This window comes from Thalassotalea sp. 1_MG-2023 (assembly GCF_030546745.1).
Taxonomy (GTDB): Bacteria; Pseudomonadota; Gammaproteobacteria; order Enterobacterales; family Alteromonadaceae; genus Thalassotalea_C.
The window spans coordinates 40056-60868 of sequence record NZ_JAUOPD010000019.1; the positions used below are offsets into that span (position 1 = coordinate 40056).

The window sequence follows — 20813 nt, forward strand, 5'->3', positions numbered from 1 at the left end:
TAAAAGTAGGTCATTTGACCTAATTTGTTTGCGGAGAATAATATGAGCAAAATTCAAATAGAAAGTGCAGTTTTAATTGTCGGGGGTTATGGCATTGTCGGTAGGCAGATAGCGTCAATTCTTAGATTAAAATATCCCGAATTACCTTTAATAATTGCAGGTCGGGACTTAAATAAAGCAGAACAGTTTGCCGACATGCTTGGATATGCTCAAGGCATTGCGATAGATGTAACTAACAGCAAGCAAATATCGCCCTTGCATGGAAAACTAGCGGCTGTTGTTACTGCAACCAATGATCCTAATAATTATATTTTGTTAGATGCTATTGTAAATCAACTTCCGTATATCGATGTGACCCGTTGGACAGCGCGATTAGAAGAAGCCATTATTCGTATTTCAGGTGAAAAAATAACAAAGCCAGTAATCTTTTCTTCCGCATGGATGGCTGGAACCACAGCAATATTGGCGAAAAAAGTATCTGAACAATTCACAACAGTAAACTCTATTGATATAGATGTACTTTTTTCACTAAATGACAAAGCGGGTCCAAACTCAATTGAGTTTGTCGATCAACTTAGTAAACCTTATAACGTTTTTGCTGACGGTCGTATTAAAACCGTTAAGCCAATGACCGAACCCAAGTATGTAAGTTTCGAAAGTGGTTTTAGTACTAATACATATCGCTTTGATACTCCTGACCAACGTACATTGCCAATGTTTTCTAAGGCAAAAAGTGTTTCAGCGCGTATTGCATATGATGATAAATACACTGTTGGTTTTCTATCTTTTATGGTTCGTTCTGGGTTATGGCGTATTATTGATAGACCCATGTTCAAAAAATTTAGACATTCGCTACTTTATAACCCCGGAGAAGGTGGGCCTCACGAAGTGCTTGTAACTATTACAGGTATGGACGAAAGTGGCACACATAAAACTGTACGCGCAACGTTATTGGATGAAAAAGGTCAGACTCATTTAACAGCTCTAGGAGGAGTAATTCAGGTTGAACGAGCTTTATCTCTTGGAGGTAACTCAGGGATAGACGCTGGAGTCACATTTCCTGAACGTCATGAAAATATTGATATAGCACTTACGACGCTGCGAGAACACGGCGTTAAAATTTTAATTGATGGATAATACGCTTAAGCGGATATGACAGTGAAAAGTCGGAGGATTGCTCTGCTTTAATTAAACAAGACATGTTAATCAAAAAATATAATCTTTTTATAGAGATGTTAAATAATTTTCTAAAAATATCAGATCTAAAATAAAAGAGAATATATCGATTGGAATACAATCAGTGGTCAAAAAAATTGATCACTGATTGTATTTACTAAGTATAAGGATGGAATTTACTTAAAAGTATAATGTTAAACTTCTCCAAGTCGCATTAATCCTATTTTGTAGTTTAAATACATCTATAAACCTATCCAGCTTCATTTTCGTTCTTGACGGTATTCTCGTTTTAAATGACTTTTTACACACAAGACAGTTTCAATCTAAACTATGCATAACTGTTTTAGACGTCTATACGTTTAGAAGTTGACATAGCTAGTAATCCAAGGCACATTACGCACTATAATAATCTGTAAAGGTTATCTTCGAGACAACACAATACGAATCGACACTGGGTGTATGCAATGCCAATTAAAATTCCTGATCAACTTCCTGCCTTACAAGTTCTTGATAATGAAAATATATTCGTTATGTCAGAACATAGGGCTATCAATCAAGAAATTCGTCCGATGGAAGTGGCGATATTGAACTTGATGCCGAATAAAATTGAAACGGAAGTGCAAATTTGTCGAATGCTGTCAAATACACCATTACAAATTAATATTGAGTTTGTTCGTATTAATACAGCAGAATCTAAACATACACCTCAAGAGCATCTAGATAATTTTTATCGTTTATTCGATGATATTAAACATAAACAATATGATGGCCTTATTGTTACGGGGGCACCACTTGCTTTATTAGAATACGAAAAAGTCACCTTTTGGGATAAAATTTGTGAAGTATTTGATTGGGCTGAAAGAAATGTTACATCCACGATGTTTTCGTGTTGGGCTGCACATGCAGCTTTATATCATCACTATGGGCTAAATCGTCATTTACGACCAAAAAAATTATCAGGCGTTTATCTTCATTCTCCTTTAGATGCAAAAGAAGATCTAACTCGTGGATTTGAAGATTACTTTAATGTGCCTCATTCCCGTTATGGTTATATTGATAAGGCTGACTATCTGTCAGTGCCAAATCTAACCGTAGTGGCAGAGTCGCCTACCGCGGGGGTATATCTGGCCGTTAGTAAAAATAAGCAGCAAGTCTATTTAACGGGGCACCCTGAATATGATGCGACGACCTTGGATGATGAATATCATCGTGATCTAACAACCTCAGAAAATGCTATAATGCCCGAAAATTATTATCCAGAAAATGACGTTAAACAAAAGCCTATGTGTAATTGGAAAAGCCACGGAAGTCTTTTATTTACTAACTGGTTAAACTACTACGTTTATCAAATTACACCCTATCAGCTTGATGCTAATAATATTCAGGCAATTCATCCAAGTCATCAACGTTAATAAAGAGTCATCACATGCAACATTCAACCTCCTTTTCATTAATGAAACAGCAATTAGAAAACCGCATCTTAATTCTTGATGGCGCTATGGGGACGATGATCCAAGCTTATAAATTGGAAGAACAAGATTATCGTGGTGAGCAATTTGCTGATTGGCACCTAGATGTTAAAGGTAATAACGATATGCTGGTGTTATCGCAACCAGATATCATTAAAGCTATTCACAGCGAGTATCTTGCTGCAGGCGCTGATATTATTGAAACAAATACATTTAACGCCACTACCATCGCAATGGCTGATTATGATATGGAATCTCATAGTGCAGACATTAACAAAGTGGCTGCGGCATTAGCCCGCGAAGTCGCCGATGAATATACCGCCAAAGAACCACACAAACCACGTTTTGTTGCGGGTGTGTTGGGCCCAACAAATAGAACTTGTTCGATCTCTCCTGATGTAAATGACCCAGCGTATCGAAACGTCACTTTTGATCAATTAGTTGAAGCATATAAAGAGTCAACACATGCGCTTATTGAAGGTGGTTCAGATCTTATCTTAATTGAAACTATCTTTGATACCTTAAATGCGAAAGCGGCTATATTTGCTGTTGAAACAGTATTTGAAGAGTTAGGCATTAAGTACCCCGTGATGATTTCGGGCACGATTACAGATGCGTCAGGCCGCACTTTATCAGGGCAAACAACTGAAGCATTTTATAACTCATTAAGGCATGCAAAACCTATATCGTTTGGTTTAAATTGTGCCTTGGGGCCAGTTGAATTAAGGCAGTATGTGCAAGAAATGAGTCGAATTTGCGATTTTGCAGTATCAGCGCATCCTAATGCCGGTTTACCCAATGCTTTTGGCGAATATGACTTTAGCGTTGAAGACATGAACACGCATGTAGAAGAATGGGCGCAATCGGGCTTTTTAAATATTATCGGTGGTTGTTGTGGAACTACACCTGAACATATTAAAGGTATGGCTGAAACAGTTGCGAAAATTGAACCTCGTGCAATTAGTACTAAAAATATTGCCTGTCGATTATCAGGTTTAGAAGCACTGACGATTGATAAAGATTCATTATTCGTTAATGTCGGTGAACGAACGAATGTGACAGGTTCTGCTGTTTTCCGTCGATTAATTACCGAAGAAAACTATGAACAGGCCATTGCTGTTGCACTTCAACAAGTTGAAAACGGCGCACAAATAATTGATATCAACATGGATGAAGGCATGTTGGATTCACAAGCTGCAATGGTTAAATTTTTGAATTTGATAGCCGGTGAACCTGATATTGCTAAAGTGCCGATCATGCTCGATTCGTCTAAATGGGACATTTTAGAAGCAGGATTAAAGTGTATACAGGGCAAAGGGGTAGTTAATTCAATTTCATTAAAAGAAGGTGAAGATCAATTTAGGCATCAAGCTAAGTTACTCAGACGTTATGGCGCGGCAGTTATAGTGATGGCGTTTGATGAAACAGGTCAAGCTGATACCCGAAAGCGTAAATATGAAATTTGTCACCGTGCATACCATATTCTTGTTGATGAAATAGGCTTTCCAGCAGAAGATATTATTTTTGATCCTAATATTTTTGCTGTTGCTACAGGTATTGATGAACACAATAATTATGCGGTCGACTTTATTGAAGCGGTAGGCGATATTAAACAAAACTTACCTCATGCAATGATTTCAGGTGGTGTATCTAACGTTTCATTTTCGTTCAGAGGGAATAACCCAGTTCGTGAAGCAATACATGCTGTGTTTCTCTACCATGCGATAAAAAATGGTATGGATATGGGGATAGTAAATGCAGGGCAACTGGCGATTTACTCAGATTTACCGACAGATCTAAAAACCGCCGTCGAAGATGTTATCCAAAATAGTGATGACGGAGCAACGGAACGATTACTTGACCTTGCTGAAAAGTTCCGTGGTCAAGGGGGGACAAAAGACAGTAAAGTTGATCTATCTTGGCGAGAACTCCCTGTAATAAAGCGACTTGAACATGCATTAGTAAAAGGGATAAATGAATTTATTATCACAGATACTGAAGAAGCGAGAATTGAAGCGAAGAGGCCGTTAGATGTAATTGAAGGGCCATTAATGGATGGCATGAATGTTGTCGGCGATTTATTTGGCGCAGGTGAAATGTTTTTGCCGCAAGTAGTGAAATCTGCACGAGTGATGAAACAAGCGGTTGCTCATTTAAACCCTTATATTGAAGCTGAAAAAACCGAAGCTCGTTCAAATGGTAAAGTACTCTTAGCGACGGTAAAAGGTGACGTTCACGATATAGGCAAAAATATTGTGGGTGTAGTTTTACAGTGTAATAACTTTGATATTATTGATTTAGGCGTGATGGTTTCATGTGATGACATATTGCGCGTAGCCAAAGAAGAAAATGTGGATGTAATTGGCTTATCAGGTTTGATCACGCCATCATTAGATGAAATGGTGCATGTGGCAAAAGAAATGGAACGTCAAGGCTTCAATTTACCTTTACTCATAGGGGGCGCTACTACGTCGAAGGCGCACACAGCAGTAAAAATTGAACATCAGTATAAAGAGCCTGTGGTTTACGTGCCTAATGCTTCTCGATCAGTTTCCGTTGTTAGTAATTTATTATCGGCAGAGTTACGTACAGACTTTATCGCAAGACAAGATAAAGAATATGAAAAAGTACGTGAACGCCACTATAAAAAAGGACCTCGTTCAAGCTTGATCACTTTAGAGCAAGCACGAAGTAATCCTGCGCCAATTAGTTTTGACAATTACACCCCAAAAAAGCCAAACCAACTAGGGATCACAGTACTTGATTCACTTGATTTAAACATTGTGCGTAATTATATCGATTGGACACCATTTTTCATGACTTGGCAGTTATCAGGAAAATATCCACTGATATTGAAGCATGAAGTGGTAGGTGAAGAGGCAACGAAGTTATTCAATGACGCTAATGCCATGATTGATGATGTGATTGCCAATAATAAATTACAAGCTAAAGCTGTTTTTGGTTTATTCCCCGCTTATCGTGAACAAGATGATTTATGGGTGTTTGAAGATGAAGCGAAAGAAACCCCATTGATGCGTTTACACCAGTTAAGACAACAGAGTAAGAAACCTTCAGGTCAGTTTAATCGGTGTTTAGCTGATTATGTCGCTGATAAAGACAGTGGCGTTGCTGATTATATGGGAGCATTTGCGGTTTCCGCGGGGTTTGGTATCGAAGCGCTTACTAAAGCATTTGATGCTGAGCATGACGATTATAATAGCATCTTAATTAAAGCCGTTGCTGATCGCTTGGCTGAAGCCTCTGCAGAATATCTTCATGAAAAAATTCGAACAGAATATTGGGGCTATGCAGCGGATGAGTCTTTAGCGAATGAAGACTTGATCCGTGAAAAATACCAAGGTATTCGTCCTGCGCCTGGTTATCCTGCTTGTCCTGATCACACTGAAAAAGGCATGTTATGGAATTTACTAAATGTTGAAGAAAACATCGGTATGGAACTTACATCAAGTTATGCAATGTGGCCTGGCGCTGCTGTTAGTGGTTGGTATTTTGCACACCCTGACAGTAAATACTTTGCTGTTGCTAAGGTAGCAAAAGACCAAGTATTAGACTACGCTGCGCGTAAAGAAATGACCATTGAACAAGCGGAACGTTGGTTGTCTGCGAACTTAGATTACGAACCCGGTTAAAGGAAATATCGTTAGCGATTAATATCAAATTCTTCGCATAAAAAAAACCGGCATATTCTGCCGGTTTTTTGTTTACTTACTTTTTGTATATTACCAAATACGTACGCGATCTTCTGGTGCTAAATAAAGCTTATCGCCTTCTTTAACATCGAATGCTTTATACCAAGCGTCGTGGTTTCGTGGTGCAAGAGCACGGAAACGTCCTGGTGCATGTGTACCTGCACGAAGTTGGCTCAACATACTTTTCTCAGTACGTTTTTCTTTCCATACTTGTGCCCAAGCAAGAAAGAAACGTTGATCACCGGTTAGTCCATCAATGATAGGCGCTTCTTTACCGTTTAAGCTTAATTTATAAGCATGGTATGCCATTGCGATACCGCCAACATCACCAATGTTTTCACCTAGGCTGTTTCGGCCATTGACAAAGTTTTCTGGAATAGGTTCGTACTTGTTATATTGTTCAGCAAGTTGATCAGCTTTTGCATCGAATGCTGCACGATCTTCGTCTGTCCACCAATTACGTTGAATACCCTTAGCATCTGATTTTGACCCTTGGTCATCAAAGCCATGACCCATTTCGTGACCAATTACTGCACCAATTCCGCCGTAGTTTACTGCAGGATCTGCGTTTGGATCGAAAAATGGTGGTTGTAATATTGCTGCTGGGAATACAATTTCATTAAATGAACTGTTGTAATAGGCGTTAACTTGTTGTGGTGTCATGCCCCAGCGATTACGATCAGTTTTTTCTAATTCTTTGGCTGCACTGTCAGCACGGAAGAATTGACGAATGTTTTTAATATTGCCAAGTAAGTCTTTACTTGAGATTTCAAGACCGTCAAATGATTGCCATACATCAGGGTAACCAATTTTTGGGTTGAATGCGGCTAATTTTTCATGGGCGTTTACTTTTGTTTCTTCGCCCATCCAATCTAAACCATCAATACGCTCGCCCATGGCTTTGCGTAAATTTTCAACTAACTCAGACATTTGCTGTTTAGATGACTCAGGAAAGTATTTATCAACATACACTTTACCAATGGCAAAACCAAGAGATTGCGTACCAGACATTTGAGCGACAGCACGTTTCCAACGAGGACGAGGCTCTTGTTGGCCGCGTAACTCAGTACCGTAAAATTTGAAGTTAGCTGCGTAGATGTCTTCAGCGAGTAATGATGAGTTATTAGAGATAGTATGGTAAGTCATATAGTCTTTCCATACACTTAACTCTTCTTCATTAATTAAACTGATCATCGCCTTAACAGGCTCTGGCTGTGAAATATTCAACTGAGGAACTTTATATTCTGTTTGTGCAAAGTATAAATCCCAGTTAAAACCAGGGTATTCTTTTGATAAGTTAGCACGTTCAATTTGGTTTAACGTTAAATCGCGATTACGACGTTTTTCTCGTGGCCAGTGACCTTCGGCAATTTTTGTTTCCAATGCTAAAATGGCTTTGGCTTTTTCTTCACCGTTTTCAACGCCAGCAAAGGCAAGCATTTCAGCTATATGAGCGACATAAGCTGCGCGTGTTTTTTCAAAGCGTTCGCTGTCTACTAAGTAATATGAACGATCTGGCATGCCTAATCCACTTGCACCAATAGACATTTCATATTTATCTGGGTCTAAACGGTTAAACCACATACCACCACTTAATGGGCTTGTAGTACCGGTTAACCACGCTTGACCGAACATTTTTGTTAAATCATCAACAGAATCAACGGCTGTAATATCATCTAGAGTAGATTGAATAGGTGACAGTCCAAGTTTGTTGATGGTTTCAACATCCATGTAACTGTGATAAAAATCAGCTACTTTCTGCTCTTCAGCATTTAAGTTTTCGCGTGAAGTTACATCATCAATTATTTCTTTTACTTGTTTTTCGCTGCGTTCTGCTAACGCGTTAAATGCGCCATAGCGAGTTTTATCTGCTGGCATTTCGTAATTATCGTACCAATTGCCACTAGCATACATGAAGAAGTCGTCGCCTGGTTTAACGGTAAGGTTACGAGCAGTTAAATCAACACCGAATGAACCTAGTTCAGCTTTGGCTGTTGTGCTAGTTTCTGCGGTACTTTCTGTCGTATTTTCAACGCTAGCTTCTTGGCTAACGGTCGTTGAGGTCGTTTGTTCGCTACATGCGCTTAGCAAAATTGTAGCGATAGAAATGGCTAAAAGTGATTTTTTCATAGAGGTCTCTTATCGTTTTTATAAGTCATTTTTACGCTACTTATAATGGCGACTAGCCCAATAAAGTCAACCTTGAACCGCTAAGTAACCTAATTGATAAGATTAATCACCGATTTTTGCGTGATATAATAAACAAAAACAAGTAAGTACCTTGGATATACTCCGCCATATTCGCTCAAGAGCGAAATGAATTACATGGGTTTTGTAACTTTTATTGTACTTTTTGCCAAATTTCATACTCAACGCGTTTGCCATCATGCCAGCGTGAGTTATGCCATTGGTTATTTTTCATCTCATAATGAAAGGTGTATACACCATTACCCTCTAAAGGGTATGACGCCATACTTGGCTTTTCGCTGTAGGTGGTGTTAGTAAATTGATAACTACCTGTGCCTGCGGCCCAAAATTTATCTTGTGAAAAAGTAACGAAGCTAAAATGCTTTTCACCAATGACCTTTTGAGAGCGTATGCCGATTGATTGGTAGACGATTGTTTCATTTTCATTATTTACATATTCACCTGACACTAATTGCCAGGTGCCAATAAATGGATTGTTAGTTGCCCAAGCACCTATTGATGCAGTGGCTAAAACTAGGGTTAAAAGCGTAAGGTTTAATTTCATCGCAGCTTCCTTGTGTACATTGTTATTTGATTATTTGTTAAATGACTTCTAATGCGTCGCTATTTTTTTTTACCCCAATAACTTCCATCCCTTCAATACGGTCTTTAGGCATATTTGCAAAAGGTACAATGGCGCGTTTAAAGCCATGCTTTGCCGCCTCGTTAATTCGCTCTTGGCCACTGGGTACTGGCCTAATTTTTCCAGATAAACCTACTTCACCAAATACCACTAAATCTTGTGGCAACGCTTTATCCCGAAAGCTTGACAATAGCGCTAACATGAGTGCTAAGTCAACACTGGTTTCAGATACTTTACACCACCAACAACATTGACAAAAACATCTGGGTCATTCATTTGTAAGCCGCCATGACGGTTTAAAATAGCCAATAGCATAGCAAGTCGATTTTGCTCTGCGCCAACAGCGACTCTGCGTGGGTTACCTAGGGCTGAATGATCAACAAGTGCTTGAATTTCAACTAACAATGGCCTTGTTCCTTCCCAAAGTACCATAACGATACTTCCTGGCGTTTGTTCTTCACTTCGGGTGAGGAAAATGGCTGATGGATTTTTAACTTCTTTTAGACCCGTACCCGTCATGGCAAACACGCCTAATTCATTTACTGCGTCAAAGCGGTTTTTATTACCACGTAAGGTACGATAACGCGAGTCAGTACTGCCTTCTAGCATAATAGAGCAATAATACAGTGTGTAACGGTCTAAATATTCAGGACACCTTGTTAGAGGTATTATTACCCTTAACTAACGAGGTTAAATATGACAAGAAGAACGTTCACACCAAACCTTTGATAAAACTGTTAACATTGTTGAAGAACACTTTTTAACAAGCTCATATGAAAAAGTCGTTAATATTTTTGGTCGATTTCAGCAAGAGTCTATCGCTTTGGGACTGAGTGAGTTGAGGTAGTTATGTTGACTGTTGAAAAATTTAAGGAACGCTGGAGCAGCCTAACCAATCGGATTGGCTACATGTCGTGGTTGGTGTTAACAATGCAAACCAATTTTATATTGTTGGTAGTGGTGGTTTGAGAAATACAATTAGTACACCTATAGAAAGTTATTTGCCTGAAATTAAGGTGTGGATAATTAGCCAGATGAACTCTGGTGAACTAATTAAAAATGAAAAGAAAAGTCTTTTGCTCGATAGAAATATTTTGGTTCAATATATATCTATTCCCTCATCTAACACGAAATAAATTATAAAATAAATTTAGCACTCATATACTCAATATTTACAGCTGTACAAATAAACAGTAAACTATTCTAAAAGCTTAATTATAAACATTAAGCAGAGGATAAAAAGTTACTGAAACAATACCTAATTATTCCTTATTAGATATGTAGTTAGATCACGAGATTAAAATGACTAAGAAAAACAATACCCAATATATATGCCAGGAATGCGGAGAAAATCACAGCAGGTGGTTAGGTAAATGCTCATGTGGTGCTTGGAATAGTATAATCGAATTCAAAGAGAGCAAAACAGTTACACAACGCACTCCTAGTTCTAAAAAACATCAAGGTTATTCAAAGCAAGATGCTAAGGTTGAAAGTCTTAGTAAAGTTTCTGACACTAATTTAACTAGATTCGATAGTGGAAGTTCAGAATTCAATCGAGTATTAGGCGGAGGAATTGTTGAAGCTTCTGTCATATTGGTAGCTGGTGATCCAGGTGCTGGCAAAAGTACATTACTAATAAAAACGTGCTCTGTTCTTAGTAAAATAGGTAAAGCTTTATACACCTCTGGTGAAGAATCAAAAAATCAAGTCCGTGATCGAGGTATTAGATTGCAGCTTGATATTAACGATATCGACATAATGAATTCAGGGGATGTTGAGTTAATCTGTGATGTCGCTGTAGCAGACGGATATAAGTTTTTAATCATTGATTCTATTCAAACGGCATTTGTTAGTTCCCTTTCAAATGCTCCCGGAGGCATAACGCAAGTTAAAGAGTCTGCCGCCATTCTCAACCGCTTAGCAAAAGAACATGGCATAACAGTAATTTTAGTATGTCACGTTTCTAAATCAGGCGATATGGCGGGTCCAAAAGTATTAGAACATATTGGCGACACTATGTGTAAAATTGAGTGCGAATTAGACAGTAAGTTCCGTACCTTACGTGCGTCAAAAAATCGTTTTGGCGATACAACGGAAGTTGGGACATTTGCTATGACCGCGACAGGCATGAAAGATGTTTTGAACCCATCGGCAATATTTTTAGAAAAAGGCGGCTTAGAATCAAGTGGTAACATGGCATATGCTTCAAACGATGGCGGCAGAACATTACTAATTAACATTCAATCACTGGTAACAAAGTCTTATGGAGAGGTACCTGTACGAGGCGGCGTTGGATTTGATTACAAGCGCATGTCTATGCTGCTAGCCATAATTCGTAATAGAATGAATGTTAATATTGGCGGTAATGACATTTACGTTAATGTAGTTTCTGGGGTTAATTTAACCAAAGATGTAGGTGCTGATCTTCCGCTCGTTTTAGCCATGATTTCATCACAAAATGACTCTGTACTTCCTTCTAATGCGATAGCATTTGGTGAAATAGGTCTTTCAGGTGAGATCAGACCTGTACCGTCAGGCGAAGAACGAGTTAAAGAAGCTATTCGCAATGACTTCAAAACAATAATACTACCAAAGAGAAATTATAATCCTAGGTTAGAAACCGAAGGAGTTACTATTATTCCTTTATCAAGCGTATCAGAACTTCATACTATTTTTGATGTTAAAAAAATCAACTAAAAAAACTTGTAACGGTATAATTTAACTAGAGACTTTGTTAGAGGTATTATTAATACAAATAGCGAGATCAAAATCCCGAATAAAATTTTATCAGCATAGTTTAAACGAGAGTGCGCGGAGTTAGTCGTTAACTACGGCTACAAACATCGTGATGCAGCTAAACGAGGTGGCATAGTTAATCTAACCAATTATTTATAGTTTATAACTCGCTTAGGGGCACAAAGTGAGATAGGTCTTACGGCAAGTATGTACTGTGAGAACAACCGATTAGCGCAACACATTTATTAAACTTTCTGTTAGCTATGCACACTCTCTCAATTTACTCTCAAGCTCTAGCCGACGGAAATGGCTAATTGAATTATCTCGATATTACAACTCTTTCTTCATCAAAAGCTAATGGTGACAGGTTGAGTAGTTTTATACTTTCTTATTAGGTAAAGGACTCCTTTCGAAACTATTATAATTTGCACCGTGACCTAGTGTGTATCAAATGTAATTTTCGCAGGAAATGAGCATGCAGTTTTATTTGCAATTTTTCAGCATTATCTGTGTTCTAGTTGCTCCTCTTGACAGAATAATATCGCCATTTTGTATTGAATCTGCTGGCTTGATTCTAACCTGTAAGTCATTGTTTTTTAATTTGCATAGCGCATACGCAAAGTAAGGCATCGTTTCTAATTTTTTGATATGAAGAACATTTTCTTCTTATTGAAAAGAAAGACGCCTTATGAGATTCTTGTATTGAACAATGAGGGCTTAGCTTTGGCATGTCCTCGCAAGTTTTGTCTACAATAGTTGATAATTTGTGTTCTTCATACAAATAATTTGTACCAAGTTAACCAAGGAAGTTGATTCTGAAACAGTTTATATCAAACCTTCACTTCCGCGAATGGCGAAATTGGCAACTTGCTAGTGCTGAGTTTTCAGTCCAAGCATATGTACCTAGTTTATGGCAAGAGTTTTGTATTGAGCTGCCTGAGCTTATAGAAAAGTCGGTAGAAAAACGACAAGCAGAGCATTTAGCTGGGCGTTATTTGGTAAAAGAGTTGCAAAGGCAATTAGATATTCATCAAGCCACCATAAGTAATGCGGCGGATAGAAGTCCTATTTGGCCTCAAGGGAGCAGTGGCTCTATTAGTCACAGTCGCGGCTCAGTTTGGGCAGGATTATCGCAGAATGCCGAAATGAGTTTGGGTCTGGATGTCGAGCAGTTTTTTTCTGAAAAGCAGGTACGGGAGTTGGGAGGGCAGCTTCTAAGTAATGAAGAAATGCAATGGCTCCGTAATCAATCACTGCCGTTAAGCCTTGCTTATGCCTTGGCATTTGCCGGTAAAGAGTCATTGTACAAAGCTCTTTACCCTGATTGCCAGCAGCTAAAAGAATTTACTGCTGCACAGGTTATTGGCGTTTCGTCTACTCAAATTGAGCTGCGCCTTACCGAAGATTGGTCTTCTAATTGGTCTGCTGGACAGAGTATCGTTATGGACTATTGGCAGTCTGACGAGATGGTTTGGGTAGCATGTGAGGTGACTCGGCGATCTCGTGCCTAAGTTTATCTATTTTATAAAAAATACACCACTTGTTAGCAATTAGAAATATTGTCTAATATTACAGTAACATCAGATTTGTGTGACGCGGAATGTCATTGGTGCCAATCACTTTATTTCATACCTATCCAATCTAAACTTCAGAAATATCGGTTGTGATTAGCAATAAGCACTATAGCCGAGGTTCCAAATCACTATCGCCATTTTAAATTTTTTTGATGAAAAAAACTTTGTTATTCACATCATCCCCGTATGACTTGGGCTGTTGATAGCTAATCGTTTACCTTCCTGTCAGAAGTAGCAGTTATCTATTTTACACAGTTGTAGTTGAATCTCCACGAAGATTAAAAGATGTGACCGATCTAATTTCTATTTTGGAAGTTAGCAGTGTCACCCAAATTACAACTATTGGAGTGTTACATGAATCAAGTAAATCAAAACGAAACTATGTACTACGTAGTCATTAATCACGAGAACCAACATTCAATTTGGCCTGCACATAAGGATAAACCAAAAGGTTGGGAAACAGCTGGTCAGGCTCAGAGTAAAGAAGAGTGTCTGGATTACATTGCGCAGAATTGGACTGACATAACGCCATTAAGTGCGCGTTCAGCTTCAGCACACTAGAGAGGATTCGTAGCGACTGGCAGCGAATTTTTTAACATAGATTAGGTGTCTAAAGATAGGTTAGGCATCTGATTACATCCGTAAAGCAAGAGCCTGCAAAATGACAAAGCATATAACCGAAAATAAATTAACAGACTACTTCCACAAAACCGTTTTGAACTACTCAGAAAAAGTCGCTGTTGTTTCTTCAATTGAAAATAATGAAATGACATATGGTGAGCTTGATGAACGTTCAAATCAGATCGCTAACTATTTTACTGCAAGGGGGATTTTTGCAGGCTCTGTTATTGCTGTTGAACTGCAGCGTTCTCCGGAATCCTTAAGTCTTATATTGGGGATAATTAAAGCTGGCTGCGCTTACGCACCTATTGATGCTAATTATCCAGAACAAAGAAAGTGTCATATGATGAATGTCGCGAATGCTGCGGTATTAATCACTGATACTTCTTCTTCAAACGTTGATCCCAACACACTTGCGCTTGACGAGATACTTGATAATAGTAAAGCATTATCTAAAGAACCATCTGTGGGTGAACGAGCACCGGAAAGCGTCGCTTATGTGATGTTTACTTCAGGATCGACTGGAAATCCTAAAGCTGTTCAGATTCAAGATAAAGCTATTTGTCGTTTGTGTTCTCAGAACAACGAACTAACGATATTTTCAACAGATAACGTACTATTGCATTCCGCTCTCGTATTCGATGCTAGCACTTACGAAATCTGGGGAGCTTGGCTAGCAGGGGCGACACTAGTTGTAGCCCGCAACGAGCCAGTAAGTACGCGTTTTTTTGCTGAACATATTGAAGCATTCGATATTTCGGTTCTATGGTTAACGGCTCCGCTACTTCCCTGGATTGCCGAACAACAGATTGAACTAGTTAAAGGGTTAAGGTTATTAGTTGCCGGTGGTGATGCGTTGCCACCAGAAGCGGTTAACCGAATTCGTGAGTATAGCCCTGAACTAACTTTTGTTAATGGTTACGGGCCAACAGAAGCGACTACATTTAGTTGTTATTATCCTATTAGATCAAGTCAAAACCTGAATGACGAAAAATCATCGGTTCCAATTGGTTTTGCTTTAGACGGTTCACATTGTTTGATTCTCAATGAAGCGCTTGAATGTGTGGCTGACGGCGAAATCGGTGAGCTGTATATAGGTGGTTCAGGAGTTGGTCATGGTTATTTAAACGACCCTATAAAAACTGCTACGCAATTTATTCCTGATATGTTTGATCATCATGGTGGTCGTTTGTATAAGACCGGTGATTTGGTTAAACGCGGCGAGCAAGGTGAAATCAAGTTTCTTGGCCGTCAAGACCAGCAAATCAAAGTGCGTGGGTATAGGATAGAACTTGGTGAAATTGACACAGCTCTCAGTAACTTAACAGATGTTGGGCAAAGTACTACGCTAGTTGTTGAAAAAGAGGCTAGTCAAAAGCAGATAGTTTCATTTGTCGTAGCTGATAAAAATGTTGTTGCAGCAAAAATTAAAGACGATTTAAAAACGACGTTGCCAGAATATATGCTCCCGCACCAATTCATTCATGTACAAGCGTTACCTCTAAATGTGAATGGAAAAGTGGATAGAACCAAGCTATTGGCAATGCTTGATGGACAGCAAACATTGGCTTCTATTGAAGCCGATGAAACATTGGAGAGTACTTTAGTTGATATTTTTCAGGAAGTGCTTCAACTCGCTGATGTTAATACGGAGCAAAGTTTTTTTGATATTGGTGGCGACTCAATTAGTGCCATTCAAATTAGTGGTTTAGCTGAACAACGCGGTATTGAATTAACGGTTTCTACAATATTTGAACATAAAACGATCAATGACATTACTATTGCGTTGTCTAAAAATATAAATAACGCAGACGCTAACGATAATGAAATCAAGCAGCTACTGTCTTTGTGGGCAGAGGTACTTGAAACTCCAGATATTAGTGCTGAAGATAGCTTCTTTGAGCTTGGAGGAGACTCGATAGTCGCTATTCAACTGGCAGGAATCGCTGAGCAGCATGGGTTATCTTGTTCTGTGGCGGACATATTTAACTACAAATCGGTTGCCAATATAGTGGCGTCTCGTCAATCGAATGATGAAAAGCCAAACCCAAAAAATACACCTTCGTCTGTATATGTTTCTGACAAGCAATTGCCTGAAGGTATTGAAGCCGCTTATCCGGCAAGTCAAATACAAGTTAGTATGCTCATTCAAAGTGATGTTGGGCGTTCATCATCAACTTATCACGACATTCTTAGTCATACTATTCGACTACCATTTGATGAAAATATATTCAAAGCAGCTCTTAAAGCGGTTACTGATAAACATGAAATTTTAAGAACATCGTTTTCAGTTGAAAATGAAAAAACACCTTTGCAGCTTGTTCATCGTGAAGTAACGCCTGAATATGAGGTGTTTGGTCTTCAACACCTAGAGAAAAGCAAGCAAAAAGAGCAATTTGAGAAGATCCTAAGCGATGAAAAACAGCGTGGCTTTGCATGGGAACAGGCTGGATTAGTGAGAGCAAAAGTACTGATTCTGGAGCCAGAATCATTTGTACTGACGTTGAGTTTTCATCACGCAATTATGGATGGTTGGAGCTCAACAGTGCTCATTGGTGATTTTGTTGATTTGTTTGCTGGTAATATTACGCAACATCAACTGCAAGAACGAGTGGTCACCCCATACAGCCAATTTATAGCGGACGAACAAAGCGCAATAAACAATACTGCTGTGAGTGAATATTGGTTGAATTATTTACAAGATGCTCAAGTAAGTGTTTTACCTTCATTTCCAGAAGAAGAGAAAGAGCAAGGCGTAAGCCAATATTCAATAACTATTTCAGAGCAGCAAACTCAGCAGCTTAAAAGTATTGCTGCAAAACTAAAGGTTTCTTTGAAACATGTTATGTTGGCATTGCACATGAGAACCGTGTCATTGTTATCAGGTTCGTCTCATGCATTGTCAGGATTAGTTAGTCACGGTCGACCAGCATTAGAAGGTGCTGATCGCACTGTCGGTTTATTTATTAATACAGTTCCGTTTAGAAGCGAAGTCAAAGTTGAAAATTGGTTGTCGTTTATTCAACGTATTTTTGATGACGAATTGACAACACTAGCAAATAAACATTACCCACTGCCTAATATTTTACGTGACAGTGGCGCCTCGTCGTTGTTTGATTTTGCATTCAACTTCACTCACTTTAGAGAATATAACAAACGCTTTAACGGGAATGTTGCGTTAGTGCAACGCGGTGCGTTTGAAACGAATGATGTTTTTGGCGGTGTAGACTTTGAACATTCAAACTTTGGTTTAGCAGTACAGGCGGGTCTATCTGCTAACAGTCGCTGCGCTTACCTTGTGCTTGACGCTGATAACAAAAAGTACCCTTCGTCAGCCGCAAGCTTAATTGTGAAAGCATACGAAAGCTGTTTACAACATCTTTTGTCGTCCACAGAGCAGAATATTTCTGAAATATCTTTGCCAGATTCCACATTGGTAGACTTGCAGGCAACTGTAACACCACCAGTCTATTTCGACCTAATGGAGCGTTTCGCATCGATTAACGGCGAATTCCCTGATGTTATGGCGATTGTGTCAGGCCAAGACTCTGTCAGTTATGCCGAGTTGAATTTGCGAGCACAAAGCGTTGCAAACTATTTAACCAGTAGAAAAGTACAGCAAGGGGATATCGTTGCCGTGCATGCTGAGCGCGGCATTGAAAGTATCGCTGCGCTTCTTGGGATCTGGAAAGCGGGTGCCTGTTATCTACCAATTGATCCGAGCTACCCTGACGGTCGAAAAGCATACATGCTTGTAAATTCAGGGTGTCAATTAGTGTTGTTCGATGCAAATAATCGCTGCGATGAATGGTGTGTTAGCGATGCTAGCAACGTACTTATTGAAGACGTTGTTTCGACTGAATCGTCAAAGGCTGTTTGTGTGGATAACGCGATAAACCCTTCGAGCCCAGCATACTTGATTTACACCTCTGGCTCTACTGGTATGCCAAAGGGGGTTATGGTGCCATTTTCTGGGGTATCAAATCTTATTTCAGAGCAAGCCAATCGATTTAATGTGACGGCAGCAACTCCTTGTATGCAGTTTGCATCTTCTAGTTTCGACGCTTCTTTATTTGAAATTATCATGAGCCTATTTAATGGCGGTACTTTGCACGTAATAGGGGAGCATATGCGGCTTGACCCAGCTGTACTTTCTGCGTATGCAATGAAGCACAACGTAGAAGTGGCTACCTTGCCGGCTTCTATGTTACAGACTTTGTCTGATTATTCGTGGCCAAGTACTTGTCGCATGATTATTGCTGGCGAAGCTTTCCCACCGGACTTGGCAAGAATTTGGGCTGAAAAAGCGCATGTGGTTAATGCGTATGGTCCAACAGAGTCAACTGTTTGGGCGACTTCACACCTATGTCATGAATATGAATCTATAAATGTACCTATAGGGAAGCCTATTGGAGGCATGCAGGCGTATGTGTTAAATGAACTTGGTCACCCTCTACCGGCTGGTGTGGCAGGAGAACTATACCTAGGTGGACCTGCGTTGGCTCTGGGCTATTACGGTAACTCCCGCCTTACTGCAGAACGATTTATACCGAATCCTTTTACACAAGATAGCGGTAGTCGAATGTATAAAACTGGAGATAAAGCACGCATAAATCTAAATGGGGAACTTGAATTTCTTGGTCGATTGGACTGGCAGGTTAAACTGCGAGGATTTAGGATTGAATTAGGAGAAATAGAACAAGTCATTCATAGTGTTGAAGGTGTAACTAATGCGGCAGTCGTTATCAAAAATGATCTAGTCAACGGTAGTAAAAGAGAATGGTTAGCCTGCTATTGTCAATTAGATGAAGAAACAACCTCTGAGCATGTAGAAGCTCAAATTTGCCAACAATTACCTGATTACATGATCCCAGGTGATTTTATTCAGTTAGCACAGTTTCCGCTAACTATAAACGGCAAGATTGACCGCAAAGCTTTAGAAGAAAGGGTTGAACAGAAGGAGGTTACAATAACCGTTGCAAGCTCTGCTGAAGAATCTGTTTTATTGCGTGTTTGGCAGAATGTCTTTGGTAATGACGAAATTGGTATTGACGATGGGTTCTATAGCCTAGGTGGCGATTCAATCTTGAGTATTCAACTAAGGGCAATGACTCAGAAAGAAGGGTTCGATTTTGAGTTAGAGGATCTGTTCGAACTGCAAACGATTCGTAAATTGGTAGCTACCTTAACTCGTTTTGGTGAAGAAGCTGAACAGCAATCTAGCGTTATTGCGCCATTCTCCTTGATTGATAACAAGACTTCACAAAAACTGCCGAGTAAATGTGAAGATGCGTATCCGTTAAGTCGAATGCAATCAGGTATGTTGTTCCATATGCAGTACAATGCAGATAGTGTTAGTTATCATGATGTTATGTACTACTTGCTGAAAGGGACTATTCAACCAGAGGCCTTTAAAAAAGCAATGTCACTAAGTGTGGATCAAAACCCAATCTTACGCACCGCATTTGATATGTCTAGTTACGATGTGCCATTACAGTTGGTATATAAGCATGCTGAGCTTGCGTTCTATCATGAGGATATTAGTGCTCTTAATGAAGAGCAGCAAAGGGAACATTTGCTGCAATGGGAAAAAGCTGAAATTAACAATCCGTTTGCACTAGAAAAACCAGGATTAGTGCGTGTGTTTATTCATCAAATGAGTGAACAGCACTATCGCCTTACTTTGAGTTGTCCACATGCAATCCTTGATGGTTGGAGTGCTGCAACACTGGTTTCGCAATTGTTAACATCGTATAAGTCAATTGTCGCTGGTCAGGATCCAATTTTAGAAAAGCCTAAACTTGGATATGTTGATTTTATTGCGTTAGAGCAGGAGTCTATCAACAACAGTGATGATAGATCTTATTGGGCTGACTATGTTGTCGATTTGGAGAAAAGTGACATTCCTCACACAGTCAATGCGTCGGAAGAGCTTACTACTAGGCGATTAAACCTCGATGTATCGCCTGAGTTTAGTCGCCTTGTAGACAGTTTATCATCCAAACTTCAGGTAAGTACAAAAAGTATCTTCCTTAGCTTACATCTAAAAGCACTTTCGATTTTAAGTGGTCAGGGAAATGTAACTACTGGCGTGATAAATCATGGTAGACCTGAAACGGAAGGTAGTGATGAAATCTTGGGTGTCTTTTTAAATAACTTACCGTTTAAAATGCAGGTAGCTGATCATAGTAAATGGCATGATCTGATTGAAGATGTGCATCGACAAGAAAGAGAGCATGCGAGTCATAGACGATTCCCACTTTCAGAAATAAAAGCACTAGACGATGGACAAGAGCTTTTCGACGTGGCATTTAACTACACAGCATTTCGCCCTTATGAGTCAATGTCTGATGAGTGGTTGGGTAGTGGTGGTCACGATTACTCTAACTACTTGTTTGTACTTCAAGCAGGTTTAAGTGCGGTATCGGGAGAATATTACCTATTTCTCGATGCTGACTGTACTAGACTTGATGAATTTTATGCTCAAACCTATTGTCAGGTATACAAGGAAGTCATCGCACATTTTCTACGTGAAAGTGCAAATGAAAGTGATAGTGATCTGCTTATTGTTCCTCTACCTTCGGAACACGCACAGAAATTGTCCATGTGGGAAGGTGAGATAGGCGAGCCTAATAATGATGTATGGGCGGCATTCGAGGAGCAAGTAGCGAAGCAAGGCGAGCGAGTCGCGGTGCGA

General features: G+C 39.4%; 9 protein-coding genes and 1 pseudogene. 7 read left to right on the top strand and 3 right to left on the bottom strand.

Features of this window, described 5'->3' with window-relative positions; genetic code table 11:
* Nucleotides 1-42 precede the first annotated feature (42 nt).
* The 3 genes from Q4489_RS13995 to metH all read left to right on the top strand — a co-directional run bounded on the left by Q4489_RS13995 (nt 43) and on the right by metH (nt 6295).
* Nucleotides 43-1137, top strand: coding sequence for a hypothetical protein (locus tag Q4489_RS13995; protein WP_303481354.1), 1095 nt, complete (start codon nt 43-45; stop codon nt 1135-1137).
* 503 nt (nt 1138-1640) lie between these two features.
* Nucleotides 1641-2588 carry a homoserine O-succinyltransferase gene (gene metA, locus Q4489_RS14000; RefSeq protein ID WP_074496013.1) on the top strand — a complete coding sequence of 316 codons (948 nt, stop codon included), beginning with the start codon at nt 1641-1643 and terminating at the stop codon, nt 2586-2588.
* A gap of 14 nt (nt 2589-2602) precedes the next feature.
* A complete protein-coding gene (metH, locus tag Q4489_RS14005) occupies nt 2603-6295 on the top strand; it encodes a methionine synthase (protein WP_303481356.1) in 3693 nt (1230 codons plus the stop codon).
* Nucleotides 6296-6385: 90 nt separating this feature from the next.
* On the opposite strand, the gene Q4489_RS14010 is transcribed toward metH, so the two are convergent.
* The 3 genes and pseudogenes from Q4489_RS14010 to Q4489_RS14020 all read right to left on the bottom strand — a co-directional run.
* The gene (locus Q4489_RS14010; RefSeq protein ID WP_303481357.1) at nt 6386-8485 is read right to left on the bottom strand and encodes a M13 family metallopeptidase; all 2100 of its coding nucleotides are present in this window, start codon (nt 8483-8485) and stop codon (nt 6386-6388) included.
* A gap of 211 nt (nt 8486-8696) precedes the next feature.
* Nucleotides 8697-9107, bottom strand: coding sequence for a hypothetical protein (locus Q4489_RS14015; protein ID WP_303481359.1), 411 nt, complete (start codon nt 9105-9107; stop codon nt 8697-8699).
* Between the two features lie 37 nt (nt 9108-9144).
* Nucleotides 9145-9803 (bottom strand): annotated as a pseudogene (locus Q4489_RS14020) (magnesium chelatase domain-containing protein); the annotation flags it as partial.
* Between the two features lie 684 nt (nt 9804-10487).
* On the opposite strand from Q4489_RS14020, the gene radA reads away from it, so the two are divergent.
* The 4 genes from radA to Q4489_RS14040 all read left to right on the top strand — a co-directional run.
* Nucleotides 10488-11882, top strand: a complete 1395-nt coding sequence (radA, locus tag Q4489_RS14025) for a DNA repair protein RadA (RefSeq protein ID WP_303481360.1) — start codon at nt 10488-10490, stop codon at nt 11880-11882.
* A gap of 848 nt (nt 11883-12730) precedes the next feature.
* A complete protein-coding gene (locus Q4489_RS14030; protein ID WP_303481361.1) occupies nt 12731-13432 on the top strand; it encodes a 4'-phosphopantetheinyl transferase in 702 nt (233 codons plus the stop codon).
* Between the two features lie 417 nt (nt 13433-13849).
* A complete protein-coding gene (locus Q4489_RS14035; protein ID WP_303481363.1) occupies nt 13850-14056 on the top strand; it encodes an MbtH family protein in 207 nt (68 codons plus the stop codon).
* A gap of 100 nt (nt 14057-14156) precedes the next feature.
* On the top strand, nt 14157-20813 hold a 6657-nt coding region (locus Q4489_RS14040; protein WP_303481364.1), incomplete at its 3' end, for a non-ribosomal peptide synthetase.

Coding starts and splice junctions, on each gene's coding strand:
- Q4489_RS13995 (WP_303481354.1), top strand. CDS start 43: ATGAGCAAAATTCAAATAGAAAGTGCAGTTTTAATTGTCGGGGGTTAT.
- metA (WP_074496013.1), top strand. CDS start 1,641: ATGCCAATTAAAATTCCTGATCAACTTCCTGCCTTACAAGTTCTTGAT.
- metH (WP_303481356.1), top strand. CDS start 2,603: ATGCAACATTCAACCTCCTTTTCATTAATGAAACAGCAATTAGAAAAC.
- Q4489_RS14010 (WP_303481357.1), bottom strand. CDS start 8,485: ATGAAAAAATCACTTTTAGCCATTTCTATCGCTACAATTTTGCTAAGC.
- Q4489_RS14015 (WP_303481359.1), bottom strand. CDS start 9,107: ATGAAATTAAACCTTACGCTTTTAACCCTAGTTTTAGCCACTGCATCA.
- radA (WP_303481360.1), top strand. CDS start 10,488: ATGACTAAGAAAAACAATACCCAATATATATGCCAGGAATGCGGAGAA.
- Q4489_RS14035 (WP_303481363.1), top strand. CDS start 13,850: ATGAATCAAGTAAATCAAAACGAAACTATGTACTACGTAGTCATTAAT.